17 protein-coding genes are annotated in these 18,167 nt (G+C 66.5%); 15 read left to right on the top strand and 2 right to left on the bottom strand.

Features of this window, described 5'->3' with window-relative positions; all coding sequences use genetic code 11:
* Window positions 1–64 precede the first annotated feature (64 nt).
* The 14 genes from C3F42_RS26305 (at window position 65) to C3F42_RS26370 (ending at window position 14,036) form a co-directional block, all read left to right on the top strand.
* On the top strand, window positions 65–1,090 hold the full coding sequence (locus tag C3F42_RS26305) for an NAD(P)H-dependent glycerol-3-phosphate dehydrogenase (protein ID WP_038706499.1): 1,026 nt from the start codon (window positions 65–67) through the stop codon (window positions 1,088–1,090).
* 11 nt (window positions 1,091–1,101) lie between these two features.
* Window positions 1,102–1,449 carry a DUF4389 domain-containing protein gene (locus C3F42_RS26310; RefSeq protein WP_038706498.1) on the top strand — a complete coding sequence of 116 codons (348 nt, stop codon included), beginning with the start codon at window positions 1,102–1,104 and terminating at the stop codon, window positions 1,447–1,449.
* The gene (sixA, locus tag C3F42_RS26315; RefSeq protein ID WP_038706497.1) at window positions 1,446–1,904 is read left to right on the top strand and encodes a phosphohistidine phosphatase SixA; all 459 of its coding nucleotides are present in this window, start codon (window positions 1,446–1,448) and stop codon (window positions 1,902–1,904) included. Before C3F42_RS26310 ends, sixA begins: the two co-directional genes overlap by 4 nt.
* A gap of 96 nt (window positions 1,905–2,000) precedes the next feature.
* Window positions 2,001–2,348 carry a hypothetical protein gene (locus C3F42_RS26320; RefSeq protein ID WP_023632132.1) on the top strand — a complete coding sequence of 116 codons (348 nt, stop codon included), beginning with the start codon at window positions 2,001–2,003 and terminating at the stop codon, window positions 2,346–2,348.
* 95 nt (window positions 2,349–2,443) lie between these two features.
* Entirely contained in the window at window positions 2,444–3,232 is a 789-nt protein-coding gene (locus C3F42_RS26325) for an alpha/beta fold hydrolase (RefSeq protein ID WP_094012053.1), read from the top strand.
* Window positions 3,229–4,083 (top strand): alpha/beta hydrolase, encoded by an 855-nt coding sequence (locus C3F42_RS26330; RefSeq protein ID WP_094012054.1) that lies wholly within the window; start codon window positions 3,229–3,231, stop codon window positions 4,081–4,083. The genes C3F42_RS26325 and C3F42_RS26330 overlap by 4 nt, the downstream gene beginning before the upstream one ends.
* Window positions 4,084–4,185: 102 nt before the next feature.
* Entirely contained in the window at window positions 4,186–4,980 is a 795-nt protein-coding gene (locus C3F42_RS26335; protein WP_038706495.1) for a DUF4892 domain-containing protein, read from the top strand.
* A 12-nt stretch (window positions 4,981–4,992) separates the two neighbouring features.
* Window positions 4,993–6,045 (top strand): AI-2E family transporter, encoded by a 1,053-nt coding sequence (locus tag C3F42_RS26340; protein ID WP_038707582.1) that lies wholly within the window; start codon window positions 4,993–4,995, stop codon window positions 6,043–6,045.
* A gap of 148 nt (window positions 6,046–6,193) precedes the next feature.
* Window positions 6,194–6,283 (top strand): K(+)-transporting ATPase subunit F, encoded by a 90-nt coding sequence (kdpF, locus tag C3F42_RS26345; RefSeq protein WP_011534724.1) that lies wholly within the window; start codon window positions 6,194–6,196, stop codon window positions 6,281–6,283.
* A 9-nt stretch (window positions 6,284–6,292) separates the two neighbouring features.
* On the top strand, window positions 6,293–7,987 hold the full coding sequence (kdpA, locus tag C3F42_RS26350; RefSeq protein ID WP_094012055.1) for a potassium-transporting ATPase subunit KdpA: 1,695 nt from the start codon (window positions 6,293–6,295) through the stop codon (window positions 7,985–7,987).
* A gap of 10 nt (window positions 7,988–7,997) precedes the next feature.
* Window positions 7,998–10,052, top strand: a complete 2,055-nt coding sequence (gene kdpB, locus C3F42_RS26355; protein ID WP_094012056.1) for a potassium-transporting ATPase subunit KdpB — start codon at window positions 7,998–8,000, stop codon at window positions 10,050–10,052.
* A gap of 12 nt (window positions 10,053–10,064) precedes the next feature.
* Entirely contained in the window at window positions 10,065–10,622 is a 558-nt protein-coding gene (gene kdpC / locus C3F42_RS26360) for a potassium-transporting ATPase subunit KdpC (protein WP_094012057.1), read from the top strand.
* Window positions 10,623–10,686: 64 nt separating this feature from the next.
* Complete coding sequence (locus C3F42_RS26365) at window positions 10,687–13,341, top strand: sensor histidine kinase KdpD (RefSeq protein WP_038706491.1); 2,655 nt, start codon at window positions 10,687–10,689, stop codon at window positions 13,339–13,341.
* Window positions 13,338–14,036 (top strand): response regulator, encoded by a 699-nt coding sequence (locus C3F42_RS26370; protein ID WP_094012058.1) that lies wholly within the window; start codon window positions 13,338–13,340, stop codon window positions 14,034–14,036. The genes C3F42_RS26365 and C3F42_RS26370 overlap by 4 nt, the downstream gene beginning before the upstream one ends.
* A gap of 24 nt (window positions 14,037–14,060) precedes the next feature.
* Here C3F42_RS26370 and C3F42_RS26375 read toward each other — a convergent pair whose 3' ends face one another.
* Complete coding sequence (locus tag C3F42_RS26375; RefSeq protein ID WP_256586235.1) at window positions 14,061–15,764, bottom strand: diguanylate cyclase; 1,704 nt, start codon at window positions 15,762–15,764, stop codon at window positions 14,061–14,063.
* Between the two features lie 97 nt (window positions 15,765–15,861).
* On the bottom strand, window positions 15,862–17,091 hold the full coding sequence (gene lysA, locus C3F42_RS26380) for a diaminopimelate decarboxylase (RefSeq protein ID WP_094012059.1): 1,230 nt from the start codon (window positions 17,089–17,091) through the stop codon (window positions 15,862–15,864).
* Between the two features lie 147 nt (window positions 17,092–17,238).
* Between lysA and C3F42_RS26385 the strand changes: the two genes are divergently transcribed.
* Window positions 17,239–18,153: a LysR family transcriptional regulator gene (locus C3F42_RS26385; RefSeq protein WP_094012060.1), complete on the top strand. Its 915-nt coding sequence runs from the start codon at window positions 17,239–17,241 to the stop codon at window positions 18,151–18,153.
* Window positions 18,154–18,167 lie beyond the last annotated feature (14 nt).

Consider the following 18,167-nt stretch of genomic DNA (forward strand, 5'->3'; position numbering starts at 1 on the left):
TCTGGCGCATGCGCGCCGTATAATGCGCACGTCGCCACTTACTTTATTGGTTAACGGATTGGATATGACTGAACAGCAACCTGTTGCAGTTCTTGGAGGCGGCAGCTTCGGCACCGCCGTGGCGAACCTCTTGGCACAGAACGGCCATCCGGTGCGGCAGTGGATGCGCGACCCGGCGCAAGCCGAGGCAATGCGCGTCGACCGCGAGAATCCGCGTTACCTCAAGGGCATCCGCCTGCATGACGGCGTCGAACCGGTCAACGACCTGCTCGCCACCCTCCAGGGCAGCGCACTGATCTTTGTCGCCTTGCCCTCCAGCGCCTTGCGCAGCGTGCTGGCGCCCCACGCCGAGCTGCTGCGCGGCAAGGGCCTGGTCAGCCTGACCAAGGGCATCGAGGCGAACACCTTCAAGCTGATGAGCCAGATCCTCGAAGAGATCGCCCCCCAGGCACGCATCGGCGTGCTGTCAGGCCCCAACCTGGCCCGCGAGATTGCCGAGCATGCATTGACCGCCACCGTGGTCGCCAGCGAGGACGAAGCGCTATGCCAGCAGGTGCAGGCTGTGCTGCATGGCCGCACGTTCCGTGTCTACGCCAGCAGCGATCGCTTCGGCGTCGAGCTGGGCGGCGCGTTGAAGAACGTCTACGCCATCATCGCCGGCATGGCCGTGGCCCTGGGGATGGGCGAGAACACCAAGAGCATGCTGATTACCAGGGCCCTGGCCGAGATGACCCGCTTCGCCGTGAGCCAGGGCGCCAACCCCATGACTTTCCTCGGGCTGGCCGGGGTCGGTGACCTGATCGTCACCTGCTCCTCGCCCAAGAGCCGCAACTACCAGGTCGGCCATGCGCTGGGCCAGGGCCTGAGCCTCGAGCAGGCGGTCAGCCGACTGGGTGAAGTTGCAGAAGGTGTCAACACTCTCAAGGTGCTCAAGGCCAAGGCCCAGGAGGTGGGCGTGTACATGCCGCTGGTGGCGGGCCTGCACGCGATCCTGTTCGAGGGCCGCACGCTCAACCAGGTGATCGAGCACCTGATGCGCGCCGAGCCGAAGACCGATGTCGATTTCATTTCCACCAGCGGTTTCAACTGAGGGAGAAACGTATGAACGATACCCCGGAGCGCGCCCAGCGCGAGTCGATCATCCTGCGCGTGCTGTGGATGCTGGTGTTCCTGGTGGCCTGGCAACTGGCCGAGCTGCTGCTTGGCGGCCTGGTGCTGGTGCAACTGATCTACCGCCTGATCTACGGCGCGCCCAGCGCCAGCCTGATGAACTTCGGCGACAGCCTGAGCCAGTACCTGGCACAGATCGGTCGTTTCGGCACCTTCCACAGCGACCAGAAACCCTGGCCGTTCGCCGACTGGCCGACCCCGCGCACCCCGGAAGGCGAAGCGCCCCACGCCGTGGCCCCGGCGCCACACCCGGTGCGTGACGAGGAGCCCAAGCTGTGAAGCTGTGGGTGCTGCGCCATGGCGAGGCCGAGCCACGGGCCAACAGCGACGCCGAGCGGCGCCTGACCGCCCACGGTCGCGAGCAGGTGCTGCGCAGCGCCGCGCACCTGTTGGGCCAGCCGTTGCAGGCAATCATTGCCAGCCCGTACGTGCGCGCCCAGCAGACCGCCGCCCTGGTGCACGGCGCCCTCGGTTTTTCCGAGCCGGTGCGTACCGTGGCCTGGCTGACGCCAGAGAGCGCTGTACAGCAGGTGATCGGCGAGATCGAGCACCTGGGGCTCGAGCATCTCCTGCTGGTCAGCCACCAACCCCTGGTGGGCAACCTGGTTGGTCAGCTCGAGCACGGCCATGCCCAGCAACCGGCACCGTTCAGCACGGCCAGCCTGGCCGAACTGGAGGGCGACTGGCCGCTGGCCGGCCTGATGACCCTGCGCAGCCTCAACCACCCTGGCTGACACCTGGCAACTGACATTTATGCCAGTTGCCGTTCGGGTCGCGCGGGCCTTAGCGTGGCGGCGTGCATGATCACAACGCCGCGCAAGGAATCATGGATGAGCAGGCAACGCCTGGAGCTGGTGCGCTCCGTCAATCCCCAGAGCGTGATCGACAAGCTGGACAGCCCCGCTGCGCTGGACTTCGCCGAGTACTGCCTGTTGCGCGACTGTGCCGACGCCAAGCTCGACCAGATGCTGCGCCGCTTCGAAGGCCAGTACGAGCTCGAGCAACTGCGCCAGGCCGGCATCCGCATGGCGCACCTGCTGCAATCCAGCTGCCTGGCGCTGCGCCGGCTGGCGGATACTCAGCAGGACCGTCAGCTGGCCCGCGAAGCCCTCGAGTGGCAACTGGCCTACATGCGTGCCTGCCTGCACCGTTCGATGGCCAGTTTCGACTCGCGATGACCTGATCGTCACTGGCGATGACCGTTCAGGACGTTGCCGCCAGCCGGTCGCTTGCCGACAATGGGCCATCCATCCCCCGTGCAGAGCAGGCGGCCATGTCGCAGCAGATCTTCTTCGCCCACGCCAATGGCTTCCCTTCGGCCACCTACGGCAAGCTGTTCGCCGCGCTGGCGCCGGACTACCAGGTGCATCACCTGGAACAGCACGCCCACGATCCGCGCTTTCCGGTCAACGACAACTGGCAGAACCTGGTGGACGAACTGCTGCATCACCTGGAGCGGCAGGACGCACCGGTCTGGGGTGTCGGTCACTCCCTGGGCGGTGTGCTGCACCTGCATGCGGCGCTGCGTCGGCCGGAGTTCTACCGCGGGGTGGTGATGCTCGATTCGCCGGTGCTGACCCGCGCCGACGAATGGCTGATCCAGGCCGCCAAGCGTCTGGGTTTCATCGACCGCATCACTCCGGCCGGGCGTACCCTGGGCCGGCGCGAGGCCTTTCCCGACCGAGACAGTGCGCGCCGTTACTTTACCGGCAAGACCCTGTTCCGCCACTTCGATCCGGAGTGCCTGGAGGCGTACCTGAAGCATGGCCTGGAGCAAGGCGAGGACGGTTTGCGCCTGCGCTTCGACCCCGCTACCGAAATCAGCATCTACCGCAGCATTCCGCATGTCAGCCCGGCCCGGCCACGTCAGTTGCAGGTGCCCCTGGCGATGGTGCGCGGGGCCCAGAGCCGGGTGATCCGCAAACACCACGCCCTGGCCGTGCGCGGCATGGCCAAAGGCGAGTACCACAGCCTGCCGGGTGGGCACATGTTCCCCCTGGAGCGGCCCACCGACACCGCCAGCCTGATCAAGGGCCTGTTCGACCGCTGGAGCCAGGCATGAGCGCCCAGGTCGAGGAGATCCGCCTGACGCTGGGCCACATCGAACTGGCCGCGCACCTGTTCGGTCCGGCCGACGGCCTGCCGGTGATCGCCCTGCATGGCTGGCTGGACAACGCCAACAGCTTCGCCCGTCTGGCGCCGCAGCTGAAAGGGCTACGCATCGTCGCCCTGGACCTGGCCGGGCATGGTTACTCCGAGCATCGCCCGGTCGGTGCCGGCTACGCCCTGGCCGACTACGCCCACGACGTGCTGCGGGTTGCCGAGCAACTGGGCTGGGAACGCTTCGGCCTGCTCGGTCATTCGCTCGGCGCGATCATCTCGGTGCAACTGGCCGGCGCCTTGCCCGAGCGGGTCAGCCACCTGGCGCTGATCGACGGCGTGATCCCGCCGACGCTCAGCGAACAGGACGCTGCCGAGCGCCTGGGGCTGGCCTTGCAGGCGCAGCTGCGCCTGGAGAGCAAGCGCAAGTCGGTGTACCCGACCCTGGAGGAGGGCGTCGAGGCGCGCATGAAGGGCATGGTCGCGGTGAGCCGCGAAGCCGCCGAGTTACTGGCCCAACGCGGCCTGATGCCGGTGCCCGGCGGCTACAGCTGGCGCAGCGACAGCCGCCTCACCTTGCCTTCGCCCACCCGGCTGAACCAGGACCAGGCCATGGCCTTCGTCAAGCGCATCGCCTGCCCGGCCTATCTGGTGGTGGCTGCCGACGGCATGCTGGCGCGCCACACGGAATTGCTGGAGCAGCTACCCTTCGAGCAGGTGACCCTGCCGGGCGGGCACCATCTGCACCTGAACGACGCCGAGGGCGCGGCCCTTGTCGCAGACTGTTTCAATCGCTTCTTTGGCATTCCTTGACTTGCACCGGACAAGTGTCGAGGCTTGGCGGGTTGAAAGGGAGACAACCATGTACATGCCAGACATCCACGCACCTTGCCCCGCCACCTGCGAGGGCGGTCGATGAGCGCACCTGTTTTCGTTCGCGGCGCCATCGCCGCGTGCCTCGCCATCGCCAGCCCGCTCCTCTGGGCTGGCAGCCTGCCGGTACCCGCAGACGCCAAGGTGGTCGACCAACGCCCGGCAGTGGAGCAGGAACGCGTCTACCCCATGGGCCCGCTGCGCAAGATCAGTGGCCGGCTACGGGTCGAGGACAAGGTCGAGAGCCGTGGCCAGGTCAGTTCGGTGACTTACGAACTGCCGGTCGAGCGCAGCGCCCGCGAAGCCTTCACCAGCGCCCGCGAGGCATTGCAGCAGGACGGTGGCTATCCGTTGTTCTGGTGCCAGGGCCGCGACTGCGGCGAGGCCAGCCTGTGGGCCAACGACGTGTTCGCCAACGCCCGCCTCAATGGCGGTGACGAGCAGCAGGCATTCATCCTGTTGCGCCGCTCCGCCGAAGAAGCCGACACCCTGGTGGCGCTGTACAGCGTTACCCGCGGCAACCGCCGCGCTTACCTGCATGTCGAGGAGTTCGTCGCCGGCAGTCCGTTGGGCGAGCTGCTGCCCACCGCCGCCACGGTGCTGCGCGAACTGCGCGACACCGGCAAGCTCGACTATCCTGACCTCGCCGAGCCCCAGGCCGCCTGGTCGACGCTGCTGGCCCGCAGCCTTAACCTGGACAGCACCCTGCGCGCCAGCCTTAGTGGCAAGGGCGCCGAAGCCTGGCGCGAGCAACTGGTCAAGGCCGGCGTGCGCAGTGCCCGGCTCGAGGTAGGCGACGCCCCGACCGAAGGCCTGCACCTGGAACTGATCCGTTGAGTGAGCGCCACCATGGCCAACAATGACCGCCTGTTGATCCAGATCCTGCTGCTCACCCTGCTGGGTGCCGCGCTGTGGGTGATGGCGCCATTCATCTCGGCGCTGCTGTGGGGCGCCATCCTGGCCTTTGCCAGCTGGCCGCTGATGCGCTTGCTGACCCGTGTGCTGGGCGGCCGCGAAACCCTCGCCGCGAGCCTGCTGACTACGGTGTGGATCCTGCTGGTGGCCTTGCCCCTGGTGTGGCTGGGTTTCAACCTGGCCGACCATGTGCGTGATGCCACCGCGTTCATTCGTGATGTGCAGGTTGATGGCCTGCCGGACGCGCCCGCCTGGGTGGCCGGGATTCCGTTCGTGGGCGAGCGCCTGGTCGGCTGGTGGGAGTCCTTTGACCAGCAGGGCGCGGCCTTGTTGGCCTCGGCCAAGCCGTACCTGGGGCAGGTCGGCAACTGGTTGCTGGCCCGCAGCGCGCAGATCGGCGGCGGGGTGCTGGAGCTGACCCTGAGCCTGGTGTTCGTGTTCTTCTTCTACCGCGACGGGCCACGCCTGGCGGCGTTCGTGCACCGCTTGCTGCAACGGCTGGTGGGCGAGCGCGCCGAGTACTACGTCGACCTGGTCGCCGGCACCGTGCAGCGGGTGGTCAACGGCGTGATCGGCACCGCTGCCGCCCAGGCGCTGCTGGCACTGATCGGCTTCCTGATCGCCGGCGTGCCGGGGGCCATCGTGCTGGGCCTGGTGACCTTCATGCTCAGCCTGATCCCCATGGGTCCGCCGCTGGCCTGGATACCGGCCACCGCCTGGCTGGTGTGGAAGGGCGACTACGGCATGGCGGTATTCCTGGGCGTCTGGGGCACCTTCATCATCAGCGGCGTGGACAACGTGCTCAAGCCGTACCTGATCAGCCGCGGCGGTAACCTGCCGCTGGTCATCGTGCTGCTCGGCGTGTTCGGCGGCCTGATCGCGTTCGGCTTCATCGGGCTGTTCATCGGGCCGACCTTGCTGGCGGTGGGGTACAGCCTGCTGCTGGACTGGAGCCGCAATACCGCGCAGCACACACCGCAGCGCTGATCTCCATCGCGGGCTTGCCCCGCGATCTATCAGCGATCTTTACGCTTTCTTTATGCCTTGACCCCACCCCCCATCTCGCCCCTTTACGCCCCTCCCTCGGACAATTTCCCCAAAGCGGCCTTCACGCCGCAACTAGGGGAGATTGCACATGTACATGCTCGACGGGCTGTCACTGCTTCTGGCGGTGGCGTTGGCGGTTTACCTGCTGGTGGCGCTGCTGCGCGCCGATCGCGGCTAAGGGGCGACCATGCACAGTTACGATTACCTGCTGCTGCTGGCGTTCTTCGCCATCGTGCTGTTGCCGGCGCCCTGGCTCGGACGCTTCTACTACAAGGTGATGGAAGGCCAGCGTACCTGGCTGTCTCCCCTCCTTGGACCGGTGGAGCGGGGGTGCTACCGCCTGGCCGGGGTAGATGCCGAACAGGAGCAGGGCTGGAAGCAGTACACCCTGGCGCTGCTGGCGTTCAACCTTGCGGGCTTCCTGCTGTTGTTCGCCGTGCTGCTGCTGCAAGGCTCGCTGCCACTGAACCCGCAGCACCTGCCGGGCCAGGAGTGGTCGCTGGCGTTCAACACTGCGGTCAGCTTCATGACCAACACCAACTGGCAAGCCTATAGCGGTGAAGCCTCGGTCAGCTACCTGACGCAAATGATCGGCCTGACCGTGCAGAACTTCGTCAGTGCCGCCACCGGCCTGGCTGTGCTGGTCGCCCTGTGCCGGGGTATTGCCCGCCGGTCTGCCAACACCCTGGGCAACTTCTGGGTCGACCTGACCCGCGCCACCCTCTACGGCCTGCTGCCGCTGTGCCTGGTGCTGGCGCTGCTGCTGGTCTGGCAAGGCGTGCCGCAGACCTTTGCCGACTACGTCCACGCCCTGACCCTGCAAGGCACCGACCAGACCATCCCGCTGGGCCCGGCCGCCAGCCAGATCGCCATCAAGCAGTTGGGCACCAACGGCGGTGGCTTCTTCGGCGTCAACTCGGCGCACCCGTTCGAGAACCCCACGGCCTGGAGCAACCTGTTCGAAGTGGCCTCGATCATCCTGATCCCGGTGGCCCTGGTATTCACCTTTGGCCACTATGTGAAGGACCTGCGCCAGAGCCGCGCGATCATCGCCTGCATGCTGGCGCTGTTCCTGATCGGTGGCAGCACCGCGCTGTGGTCGGAACACCAGCCCAACCCGGCCCTGGAAAGCGCCCAGGTGCAACAAGGCGCGCCGCTGGAAGGCAAGGAAAGCCGCTTTGGCACCACCGGTTCGGTGCTGTGGACGGTGACCACCACCTCAGCTTCCAACGGTTCGGTCAACGCCATGCACGACAGCCTTAACCCACTGACCGGCATGGTGGCGATGGTCAACATGATGCTTGGCGAGGTGATCTTCGGCGGCGTCGGCGCCGGCCTCTACGGCATGCTGCTGTTCGTGTTGATCGCCGTGTTCCTGGCCGGCCTGATGATCGGCCGCACCCCGGAATACCTGGGCAAGAAGCTGCAGGCCCGTGAAGTGCAACTGCTGGTGGCGACCCTGCTGGTGATGCCGGTGGGCGTGCTGGTGCTCGGCGCCATCGCCGCCAGCCTGTCCGGACCTGCCGGCGCGGTGACCAACCCCGGCGCCCACGGCTTCAGCCAACTGTTGTACGCCTACACCTCCGGTACCGCCAACAATGGCTCAGCGTTCGCCGGCTTCGGTGCCAACACCCCGTTCCACAACGTGATGATTGGCCTGGCCATGCTGATCGGCCGCTTCGGCTACATCCTGCCGGTGCTGGCCCTGGCCGGTAGCCTGGCGGCCAAGAAGAGCGCGCCACAAGGCCTGAACAGCTTCCCCACCCACGGCCCGCTGTTCACCACGCTGCTGCTGGTGACCATCCTGCTGGTAGGTGGCCTGACCTTCCTGCCGACCCTGGCCCTGGGGCCGATTGCCGAACACCTGAGCCTGGGTTTCTGAGGAACACACCATGAACATGCCCATTCCCGAAGTGAAGGCGCGTCATAGCGCCAAGGACCAGACCCGTTTCGCCGCCCTGTGGCGCCCGGCGCTGGTGCAGGCCTTCGTCAAGCTCGACCCGCGCCAGCTCAGGCGCGCCCCGGTGATGCTGGTGGTGGCCCTCACTGCCATGCTGACCACGGTGCTTTGCTTTGCCCCTGAAAGTGGCGTGAGCACTTCAGTGGCCGTGCAGATCACCGTGTGGCTATGGTTCACCGTGCTGTTCGCCAACTTCGCCGAAGCCCTTGCCGAAGGCCGTGGCAAGGCCCGCGCCGACAGCCTCAAGGCTGGCAGCCAGGGCCTGGCCGCCAAGCGTCGCAAGAGCGACGGTACGTTCGAGACCGTCGCCGCCACCCAGTTGCGCAAGGACGACGTGGTGCGCGTGGTGGCCGGTGAGCTGATCCCCGGCGACGGCGAGGTGCTCGAAGGCATCGCCGCGGTCAACGAGGCGGCCATCACCGGCGAGTCCGCGCCGGTGATCCGCGAGTCCGGCGGTGACCGTTCGGCCGTTACCGGCAACACTCGCCTGGTCTCCGACTGGCTGCTGATCCGCATCACCAGCAACCCCGGCGAGTCGACCCTGGACCGCATGATCGCCTTGGTCGAAGGCGCCAAGCGGCAGAAGACCCCCAACGAGATCGCCCTCGACATCCTGCTGATCGGCCTGACCCTGATCTTCCTGATCGTGGTGGTGACCCTGCAGCCGTTCGCCCGCTTCGCCGGCGGCGAGCTGCCGCTGATCTTCCTCGCCGCGCTGCTGGTGACGCTGATCCCCACCACCATCGGCGGCCTGTTGTCGGCCATCGGCATCGCCGGTATGGACCGCCTGGTGCGCCTGAACGTGATCGCCCGCTCTGGCCGCGCCGTGGAAGCGGCAGGCGACGTGCACACGCTGATGCTCGACAAGACCGGAACCATCACCTTCGGCAACCGTCGCTGCAGTGCCCTGCATGCAGCTTCGGGCGTGACCGCCAAGGAGCTGGGGGAGGGCGCCTTGCTCGCCTCGCTGGCCGACGACACTGCCGAGGGCAAGTCGATCGTCGAGTACCTGCGCCAGTTGCACGACTTCGCGGAACCTGCAAGCAATCAGTACGAAGCCATCGCCTTCAGCGCCGAGACGCGCCTGTCGGGCATCGATTTCCAGCAGCGCCGCTACCGCAAGGGCGCCGTCGACGCGGTGCTGGCCTTCTGCGGCCTGCAACGCCTGGAGCTGCCCGCCGCCCTGGCCCGTGAAGTGGAGCGCATCGCCCAGAGCGGCGGTACCCCGCTGCTGGTATGCGTCGACAAGCACCTGCTCGGCGTGATCCACCTCAAGGATGTGGTCAAGCCCGGTATCCGCGAGCGCTTCGCCGAACTGCGCAAGCTCGGCATCCGCACCGTGATGGTCACCGGCGACAACCCGCTGACCGCCGCCGCCATCGCCGCCGAGGCGGGCGTCGATGACGTGCTCGCCGAGGCTACCCCGGAGAAGAAGCTGGCGCGTATTCGCCAGGAGCAGAACGACGGACGCCTGGTCGCCATGTGCGGTGACGGCGCCAACGACGCGCCGGCCCTGGCCCAAGCTGACGTGGGCATGGCGATGAACGACGGCACCCAGGCTGCACGCGAGGCCGCCAACATGGTCGATCTCGACAGCGACCCGACCAAGCTGCTGGACGTGGTGCAGGTGGGCAAGGAGCTGCTGGTCACCCGCGGCGCGCTGACCACCTTCTCCATCGCCAACGACGTGGCCAAGTACTTCGCCATCCTGCCGGCGCTGTTCGCCGCCATCTACCCGCAGTTGGGCGTGCTCAACCTGATGCACCTGGCCAGCCCGCAGAGCGCGATCCTCTCGGCCATCGTGTTCAACGCGCTGATCATCATCGTGCTGATCCCCCTGGCGTTGCGCGGTGTGCGGGTGCAGGCCGCCAGCGCCGCCCATTTGCTGCGGCGCAACCTGCTGGTCTACGGCCTGGGCGGCATTGTCGTGCCGTTCGCCGGGATCAAGCTGATCGACATGCTGCTTACTGCGCTGCACCTGGTCTGAGGAGAGACTGACATGACCGCTTATGTACGCCCGGCCCTGAGCCTGGTCCTGCTGATGACCGTGGTCACCGGCGCGCTGTATCCCCTGGCGGTGACCGGCATCGCCCAGGTCGCCTTCCCTGAGCAGGCCAACGGTAGCCTGGTGCGCGATGACCGTGGTCAGGTGCGCGGCTCGGCGCTGATCGCCCAGGAATTCAAGGGCGATGGCTGGTTCCAGTCGCGGCCTTCGGCGGGCGCCTATGTCACCGTGGCCAGTGGCGCGAGCAACCTGGCGCCGAGCAACCCGGCGCTGGCCGATCGGGTCAGGACTGACGCCTCCCAGCAGTACCAGGCGCAGCAGGGGCCAGTGCCCCAGGCGCTGTTGACCACCTCCGGCAGCGGGCTGGACCCGCACCTGCCGCCCGAGGCCATCGCTTACCAGCTGCCGCGCGTGGCGGCGGCGCGGCAGGTCTCGGAGGAGCGCTTGCAAGTGCTGGTGAATGACGCCACCCTGCGCCCATTGGTCGGGCCGCCGGTGGTCAATGTGCTGGCGTTGAACCAGGCGCTTGAGCGTCTTGCTCCGAGCCACTGAAGCCGAGGCCGCTTTGCGGCCCATCGCCGCAGGCCCTCATTCGTGACATTTTGAAGGATGAAGCATGAGCAACCCCACTCGCGCCGATGCGCTGCTGGCCGGCCTGCCCCGCGAAGGTCGCGGCAGGCTCAAGGTGTTCCTCGGCGCCGCGCCCGGGGTCGGCAAGACCTTTGCCATGCTCCAGGCCGCCCACGCCCAGCAGCGCCAGGGCTTGCAAGTGGTGGCCGGAGTGGTCGAGACCCACGGCCGCGCCGAGACCGAAGCCCTGCTCGGCGGGCTGACCCAACAACCTCTGCTGCGCCGCGAATATCGCGGCGTGATGCTCGAGGAAATGGACCTCGACGGCTTGCTCAAGGCCGCGCCTGCGCTGGTGCTGGTCGATGAGCTGGCGCACACCAACGCCCCCGGCAGCCGCCACGCCAAGCGCTGGCAGGACGTGCAGGAACTGCTCGCCGCCGGCATCGACGTATACACCACGGTCAACGTCCAGCACCTGGAAAGCCTCAACGACAAGGTCCGCGACATCACCGGCGTGCAGGTGCGCGAGACATTGCCCGACTGGGTGCTGCAGGAAGCCTTCGAACTGGTACTGATTGACCTGCCGCCGCGCGAGCTGCTCGAGCGCTTGCGCGAGGGCAAGGTCTACGTGCCCGAACAGGCACGGGCGGCCATCGAGGCCTATTTCTCCCAGACCAACCTCACTGCCCTGCGCGAGCTGGCCATGCAGACCGCCGCCGCCCAGGTGGACGCGGACCTGGCCAGCGGCTACCGCCAGCGCGGCCAGGAAGCCCCGGCCCTGCGCGGCCGGCTGCTGGTGGGCATCGATGGCGACGAGCAGGCCGAACGCCTGGTGCGCCATGCCTGCCGCGTCGCCCAGCGTCGCCATCTGCCATGGAGCGTGGTCCATGTCGATAACGGGCGCTTGCGCGACGAAACGGCCCGCCATCGCTTGCAGGCCGCCCAGCAACTGGCCGAGCGCCTTGGCGGCGAAGTGGTGCTGTTGCGCGCCGGCGAAGTGGCGCGCACGCTGATCCAGCACGCCGCCGAGCGCCGCGCCAGCCTGGTGCTGGTGGGCCAGTCCCGTGACCTGTTGCGTCGGCGCCTGGTCGGCGCCGGCGTGGCGGCGCGCCTGCTGCGTGAGAGTCACGGCCTGGAGATCAACGTACTCGACCGCGATGCCCAGCCGCCAGCGGCGCGCACGGCAGCAAAGCGCGTATGGGTATGGCGCCATTATGTGCTGGCGCTGGTTGCCACGCTGCTGGCCGCAGGCCTGGCCTGGGCCGTGTCGAGCGTGCTGGCGCTGCCCAACATTTCCCTGGTGTTTCTTGCCGCCGTGCTGCTGGTGGCGGTACGCAGCAGCCTGGGGCCGGCGCTGGCGTGCGCGGCGCTGTCGTTCCTCACCTACGACTTCCTGTTCATCCCGCCGAACTTCTCCTTCGCCATCCAGCGCGAAGAGGACGTGCTGACCCTGGTGTTCTTCCTGCTGATGGCCGCGCTTACAGGCAACCTCGCCGCGCGCCAGCGCCGCCAGTTGCAGGCGCTGCGCGAGACCCAGGCAGAGACCCGCCAGTTGCTCGACCTGTCGCGCCGCCTGACTGTGGCCACCGACCGCCAGGCGGTGTTCAGCGCTGCCGGCCAGCATATGGATGGTTGGCAGGGCGTGCAGGTGTGTCTGCTCGAACGCAGCGCCGACGGCCTGTTGCAAGTGGCCAGTGGTGGCTCGCCAGCCTTCACCGACAATGAACGCGCCGCGGCCGAATGGGCCTGGCAACATGGCCAGGCCGCGGGCTTTGGCAGTGACACCTTGCCCCACGGTCGTTGGTGGTGGTGGCCGCTGGCCGTGGAGGAACAGCCCCTGGCCCTGCTCGGCATTCGCCCACGCGACGGCGAACCACTGAGTGATCCGCGCCGTCGGTTGTTGATGGCCCTGGCGCAGCCCCTGGCCCAGGCCCTGGCCCGTGCCCGCCTGGGCGAGCAACTGGAAGCCGCCCGCCTGCACGGTGAAACCGAGCAACTGCGCAGCGCCTTGCTCGCCTCGGTCTCCCATGACCTGCGCACGCCGCTGACGTCGATGCGCGGCAGCATCGACAGCCTGCTGGCGCTGGGTGACGCCATCCCCCCGGACGACCGCCGCGAGCTGCTGGAAGGTACCCGCAACGAAGCCGAGCGCCTGGATCGCTACATCCAGAATCTGCTGGACATGACCCGCCTGGGCCACGGCACGCTCAAGCTGGCCCGCGACTGGGTAGCCCCGGCTGATATCGTCGGCAGCGCCCTCAACCGCTTGCGCGTGGTGCTGGCGCCCCTGCGCGTGCACACCGAAGTCCCGCCCGAGCTGCCGCTGCTGTTCGTGCACGCGGCGCTGATCGAGCAGGCGCTGATCAATGTGCTGGAAAACGCTGCACGCTTTTCCCCGGCCAACGGTCGGCTGCAACTGCAGGTCTCGGTGCACGACGAACAGCTGTGCCTCGCAGTCGCCGACGAGGGCCCCGGCATCCCCCAGGACGAGCGCGAAAAGATCTTCGACATGTTCTACACCGCCGCCCGCGGCGATCGGGGCGGGCAGGGCACCGGCCTGGGCCTGGCGATCTGCCAGGGCATGATCGGTGCCCATGGCGGCCGCATCCTGGTCGATGACGGCATCGATGGCCACGGCACCTGCATCACTCTATGCTTGCCGCTGCCGACCCAACCCGTTACCGAAAGTGAAGCCCCATGAGCCAAGCCGCCACCTTGCTGGTCATCGACGACGAGCCGCAGATCCGCAAGTTCCTGCGCATCAGCCTGGCGTCCCAGGGCTACAAGGTGATCGAGGCCGGCACGGGCAGCGACGGCTTGGCCCAGGCCGCCTTGAACAAGCCCGACCTGGTGGTGCTCGACCTCGGCTTGCCGGACATGGACGGTCAGCAAGTGCTGCGCGAGCTGCGTGAATGGAGCACGGTGCCTGTGATGGTGCTGTCGGTGCGTGCCAGCGAAGTGCAGAAGGTCGATGCGCTCGACGGTGGGGCCAACGACTACGTGACCAAGCCGTTCGGTATCCAGGAATTCCTCGCCCGGGTGCGGGCTTTGCTGCGCCAGGCGCCTCAGCTTGGCAGCGTGGCCGCTGCGGCGGGCTTCGGGCCGCTGACGGTGGACTTCGCTTTTCGCAAGGTCACGCTGGACGGCCTGGAGATAGCCTTGACGCGCAAGGAATACGCGCTGCTGGCGCAGCTGGCCGGGCATCCCGGGAGGGTCATCACCCAGCAGCAACTGCTCAAGGACATCTGGGGGCCGACCCATGTGGACGACACCCACTACCTGCGTATCGTGGTAGGGCACCTGCGGCAGAAATTGGGTGACGACCCTACGGCGCCGCGGTTCATCATCACCGAGGCGGGCGTGGGGTACCGGTTGGTCGCGCCGACCGACCCGTGACCAGGCCCGGCGCTGGCGTCATCGTTATGTAACACCCGTTAGCGCGGGTTCCGTTACTACCCGATTACGTCCCTGGGCCTTGGCTTGATAGAGCATCCGGTCCGATCGTTCCAACGCGGCTGACATCGGTTCGCCCGCTTTCCACATGGCCACCCCCAGCGAGATCGTGATATGCCCGACAGTATCGAATTGCGCCGCCTCGATCACTGCTCGGAGCCGTTCGGCGACCTCTGCGCCGGTCGCAATCGAACCATTGGGCAAGAGCAGCAGGAACTCCTCGCCGCCCACACGGCATACCATGTCGTCCGGGCGCGATACCTGTCTCATCAACCGGGCGACGGCGCGGACGGTTTCATCCCCGGCGCCATGGCCATAGGTGTCGTTGACGCGCTTGAAATGGTCGATGTCCACGGCGATCGCAGCGAAGGTTTTCAGGGATTGCTGCCATAGCGCCATGGTTTCCTCCATGGCCCGGCGATTCGCCAGTCCGGTCAGCGGGTCGCTATGTGCCTGCTGGTTGAGCCGCCCAATCTTCTCCTGCAGCAGGGCCGCTCCCAGGAGCAGCGCGCGGCGGATCTGCCAGCTTTCAACGTAGTCCGCAGGAACCGCGAGGATCCGTTCGTAGCTTTCAGGTGCATCCAGGCGCTTGGCGTTCTCCGCCAGTCGGGAGAGAGGGACGGAAATTTTCACGCCCAGCCACCAGATCAACAGCAGTCCGAACAGACCGAGGGGGACGATGCCTTTGGCAACTTTGATCGTCGTCGCCTTCAGCGTTGCCTCAATGTTCGATAGAGGCCGCTGTGAAATCACGCTCCAACGACTGCTGGGGATACTGGCATAACCCGCGAGCATTTCGTTGCCACTGCCGTCCTTCGCCCGCAGCGAACCGTGGTCTTGCTGCAGCGCGGCATCGACGATAGGGTCAGCGGCCAGGTTCGTCCCGATGCGCCGCGGGTCCGGGTGGTAAAGCACTTGTCGATGGCTATCGACCAGGTAGACATGCGCGCCATCCTCGCGGATGTTCAGGTCCATGAGCGCTTGCAACGTGTTTTTCTGTTCCAGGCGGATGCTTCCGCCGACAAGCCCGAGGTATTCGCCGTCGGGGCTGAAAACAGGGTGGGAGACGAACACGACCAGATTGCCTGCCAGGGACTTGAATGCGTCGCTGATCATCGGTTCTCGCCTGGTCAGAGGGGAACGACGTTGCAGCGCCTTTCCGTCCAGTTGCAGGCTGCTGGGGGCCGAAGCGATGATCTTTCCTTGTGCGTTGGCTATCAGTACCGAATTGAAGCTGTGGTCCTGGTTCAGCAGGCGGTGTGCCTCGTCGTGCAGGGCAGTTCGGTCTGCGAAGGCATGGCCGATGAGTGTGGATGCAAACCCCAGGCGATCCAGTTCGGAACTCAGCACTTCCTCCACACTGGTTGCGATCCGGGCAGCGTAAGCCTGGTTGGTCTGCAGGGCGTTTTCCGCCAGCTCGGATCTCTGGGTGGTGAACATCACCCAGAAAGTATTGGCCAGGGTTGCGACAGCACAGATCAGCGCGAACGCCAGCAGCAGCGTGCGCAAGGTGAGCTTGGGGCGTGGCCGTGTAGGCATGTGGCGCATCCGGATGCTGAAGGCATGCGATTTGGTGAAGCGGCGTCGCCGTGGGGTTGGAAACGCGCTCCTTGCGCCTTCTGGCGTATCCTGATTGGCCTTCTGCAACAAAACGCGGAGAGTTCGGATCAAGTATCTCACATCTGCTTTCGAGCCACCATTTTGACATGGTTTCGACGGCGGATCGCCTTCCGCCGATCCGCCACCGACAATCACTAGCCCCTGCCGGCTAGTCGAACTGCTCGAGCTGCAACAATTCCTCGACCCTCTGTCTCCGGCGAATCATGCGCAGTTGACCCTGATCGAGCAGGAACTCTGGCAACAACGGTCGGCTGTTGTAGTTCGACGACATGGATGCGCCATAAGCCCCTGCATCGTGAATTACCAGCAGGTCACCGACCTTGGCCTGGGGCAAGTCGTGGGGGGTCAACTCCTCGTCGTTCTGGGTGAACACATCCCCCGACTCGCACAGCGGCCCGGCTACGACGGTTGGCTGCAATGGGCGGCTCACGGGCCGGCCCACTGCGTCGAACAGGCTCATGCGGTGGTAGGCCCCGTACATGGCCGGGCGCATCAGGTCGTTGAAGCCGGCATCGACCAGGATGTAGTGGCGCTCACCCATCTGCTTGACCGCGCGCACCTCGGTCACCAGGCAGCCAGCTTCGGCGACCACGAAGCGCCCAGGCTCGATCTCCATGCGTACCGGGTGACCGAGCATCGTCTCGATCTCCGAGCGGGCCACCGCCCAGGTTCGGGCGTAGCGCTGCAGGTCCACTGGTTGGTCGCCGTCGCGGTAGGGGGTGGACAGGCCGCCCCCGATGGAGAAGGCTTCGATATCCATGCCCAGCCGGCCGATCAGCTCGACCATCGCGCTGGCCACTTGCTCCAGGTGCTGGTAGTCCACCCCCGAGCCGATGTGCATGTGCACGCCCACCAGGTGCAGGCCGTGTTGTTTCACGCAAGCCAGCGCATCGGGCAGTTGTTCGTGCCAGATGCCGTGCTTGCTGTTCTCGCCGCCGGTATTGGTTTTGCGACTATGGCCATGGCCGAAGCCGGGGTTGATGCGTAGCCACACCCGGTGGCCGGGGGAGCGCTCGCCGAGCTGGCGGAGCATGTCGATAGAGCCGGCATTGACCTCGATACCGGTCTGCACCACCCGCGCCAGGGTCGGTTGGTCCAGCACGTCGCAAGTCAGCACCACGCCGGCGGGGTCGCCGCCCACCGATGCGCCGGCGGCAAAAGCGCGCTCCATTTCCCCCAGGGATACCGCGTCGAGCACCAGGCCGCGTTCACGGATCAGGCGCAGCACGTGCAGGTTGGGGTTGGCCTTCTGCGCGAAGCGCACGGTGTCGAAGTGCTGCTTGAGCTGGTCGATGCGCTGGTGGATGGTCGGGGCGTTGTAGGCCCACAGCGGCGAGCCATGCTGGCGGACTGCTTCGGCCAGGAGGGTAGTGGTCATGGTGGCGTTCCTTGTTTTGGATGCGCCGATAGTGGGGGATTTTATAAATTCAGAAAAATAGATTTTTTTCTGCTAGATATTCATATCTGATATCAGCTCAAGCAACCAAGTTGCTGACACGCTTACTCTCTTTACCACCGAGCAACCATGAAACTCTCCATCCGCCATATCGAGGTATTCCGCGCCATCATGGCTGCCGGCAGCGTCACCGGGGCTGCGCGCCTGCTGTTCACTTCGCAGCCCACGGTGAGCCGCGAACTGGCGCGCATGGAGCAGGTCACCGGGCTGAACCTGTTCGACCGCGAGGGCGGGCGCCTGGTGCCCAGCGCCCAGGCTTTGCTGTTGATCAAGGAGGTCGAGCGGGCCTTTGTCGGCCTGGAGCGCATCGACCGCTTCGCCCAGGCCATCCGCAACTTCGAACAAGGCCGGCTGGCCATCACCTGCCTGCCGCTGTTCTCGCAAACCCTGCTGCCGAAGGCCTGCAAGGCGTTTCACCAGCACCATCCCGGCGTCAGCCTGAGTATCACCGCCCAGGAGTCGCCGTTGCTTGAGGAGTCGCTGGTTGCCCAACAGCACGACCTTGGCCTCACCGAGACCGCGCAGGTACCGCGGGGCGCGGTCGGCGAACTGTTGTTCAGTGCCGACATGGTCTGCGTGCTGCCCGCGCAGCACCCCCTGCTGGCCAAGCCGTTACTCCAGTTGCAGGACTTCCACGAGGTCGATTTCATCAACCTGGCCAGCCTGGACCGCTACCGGCAGCAACTCGACCGGCATTTTCGCGAGGCCGCAGTGAACCGCCGCACGATCATCGAGACCACCAGCGCCGCCTCGGTGTGCGCCATGGTCCGCCAGGGGCTGGGTGTAGCGATCATCAATCCACTGAGCGGGCTGGAGGCCGGGCAAACTGGGCTGGCGATCCGCCGACTGGGCCTGTCGGTGCCGTACCAGGTGATGCTGATCCGGCCCGAGCTGCGGCCCGCATCTTCGGTGCTGGAGCCGTTCTGCCAGGCGCTGCGGGGGCAGGCCAGGGCAATGGAGGCGGCCTTGGCGCAAGGCGTCTGAGTGGCCGGGCGAAC

Source organism: Pseudomonas sp. PONIH3 (assembly GCF_002934345.1).
In the GTDB taxonomy this organism is placed as follows: domain Bacteria; phylum Pseudomonadota; class Gammaproteobacteria; order Pseudomonadales; family Pseudomonadaceae; genus Aquipseudomonas; species Aquipseudomonas soli.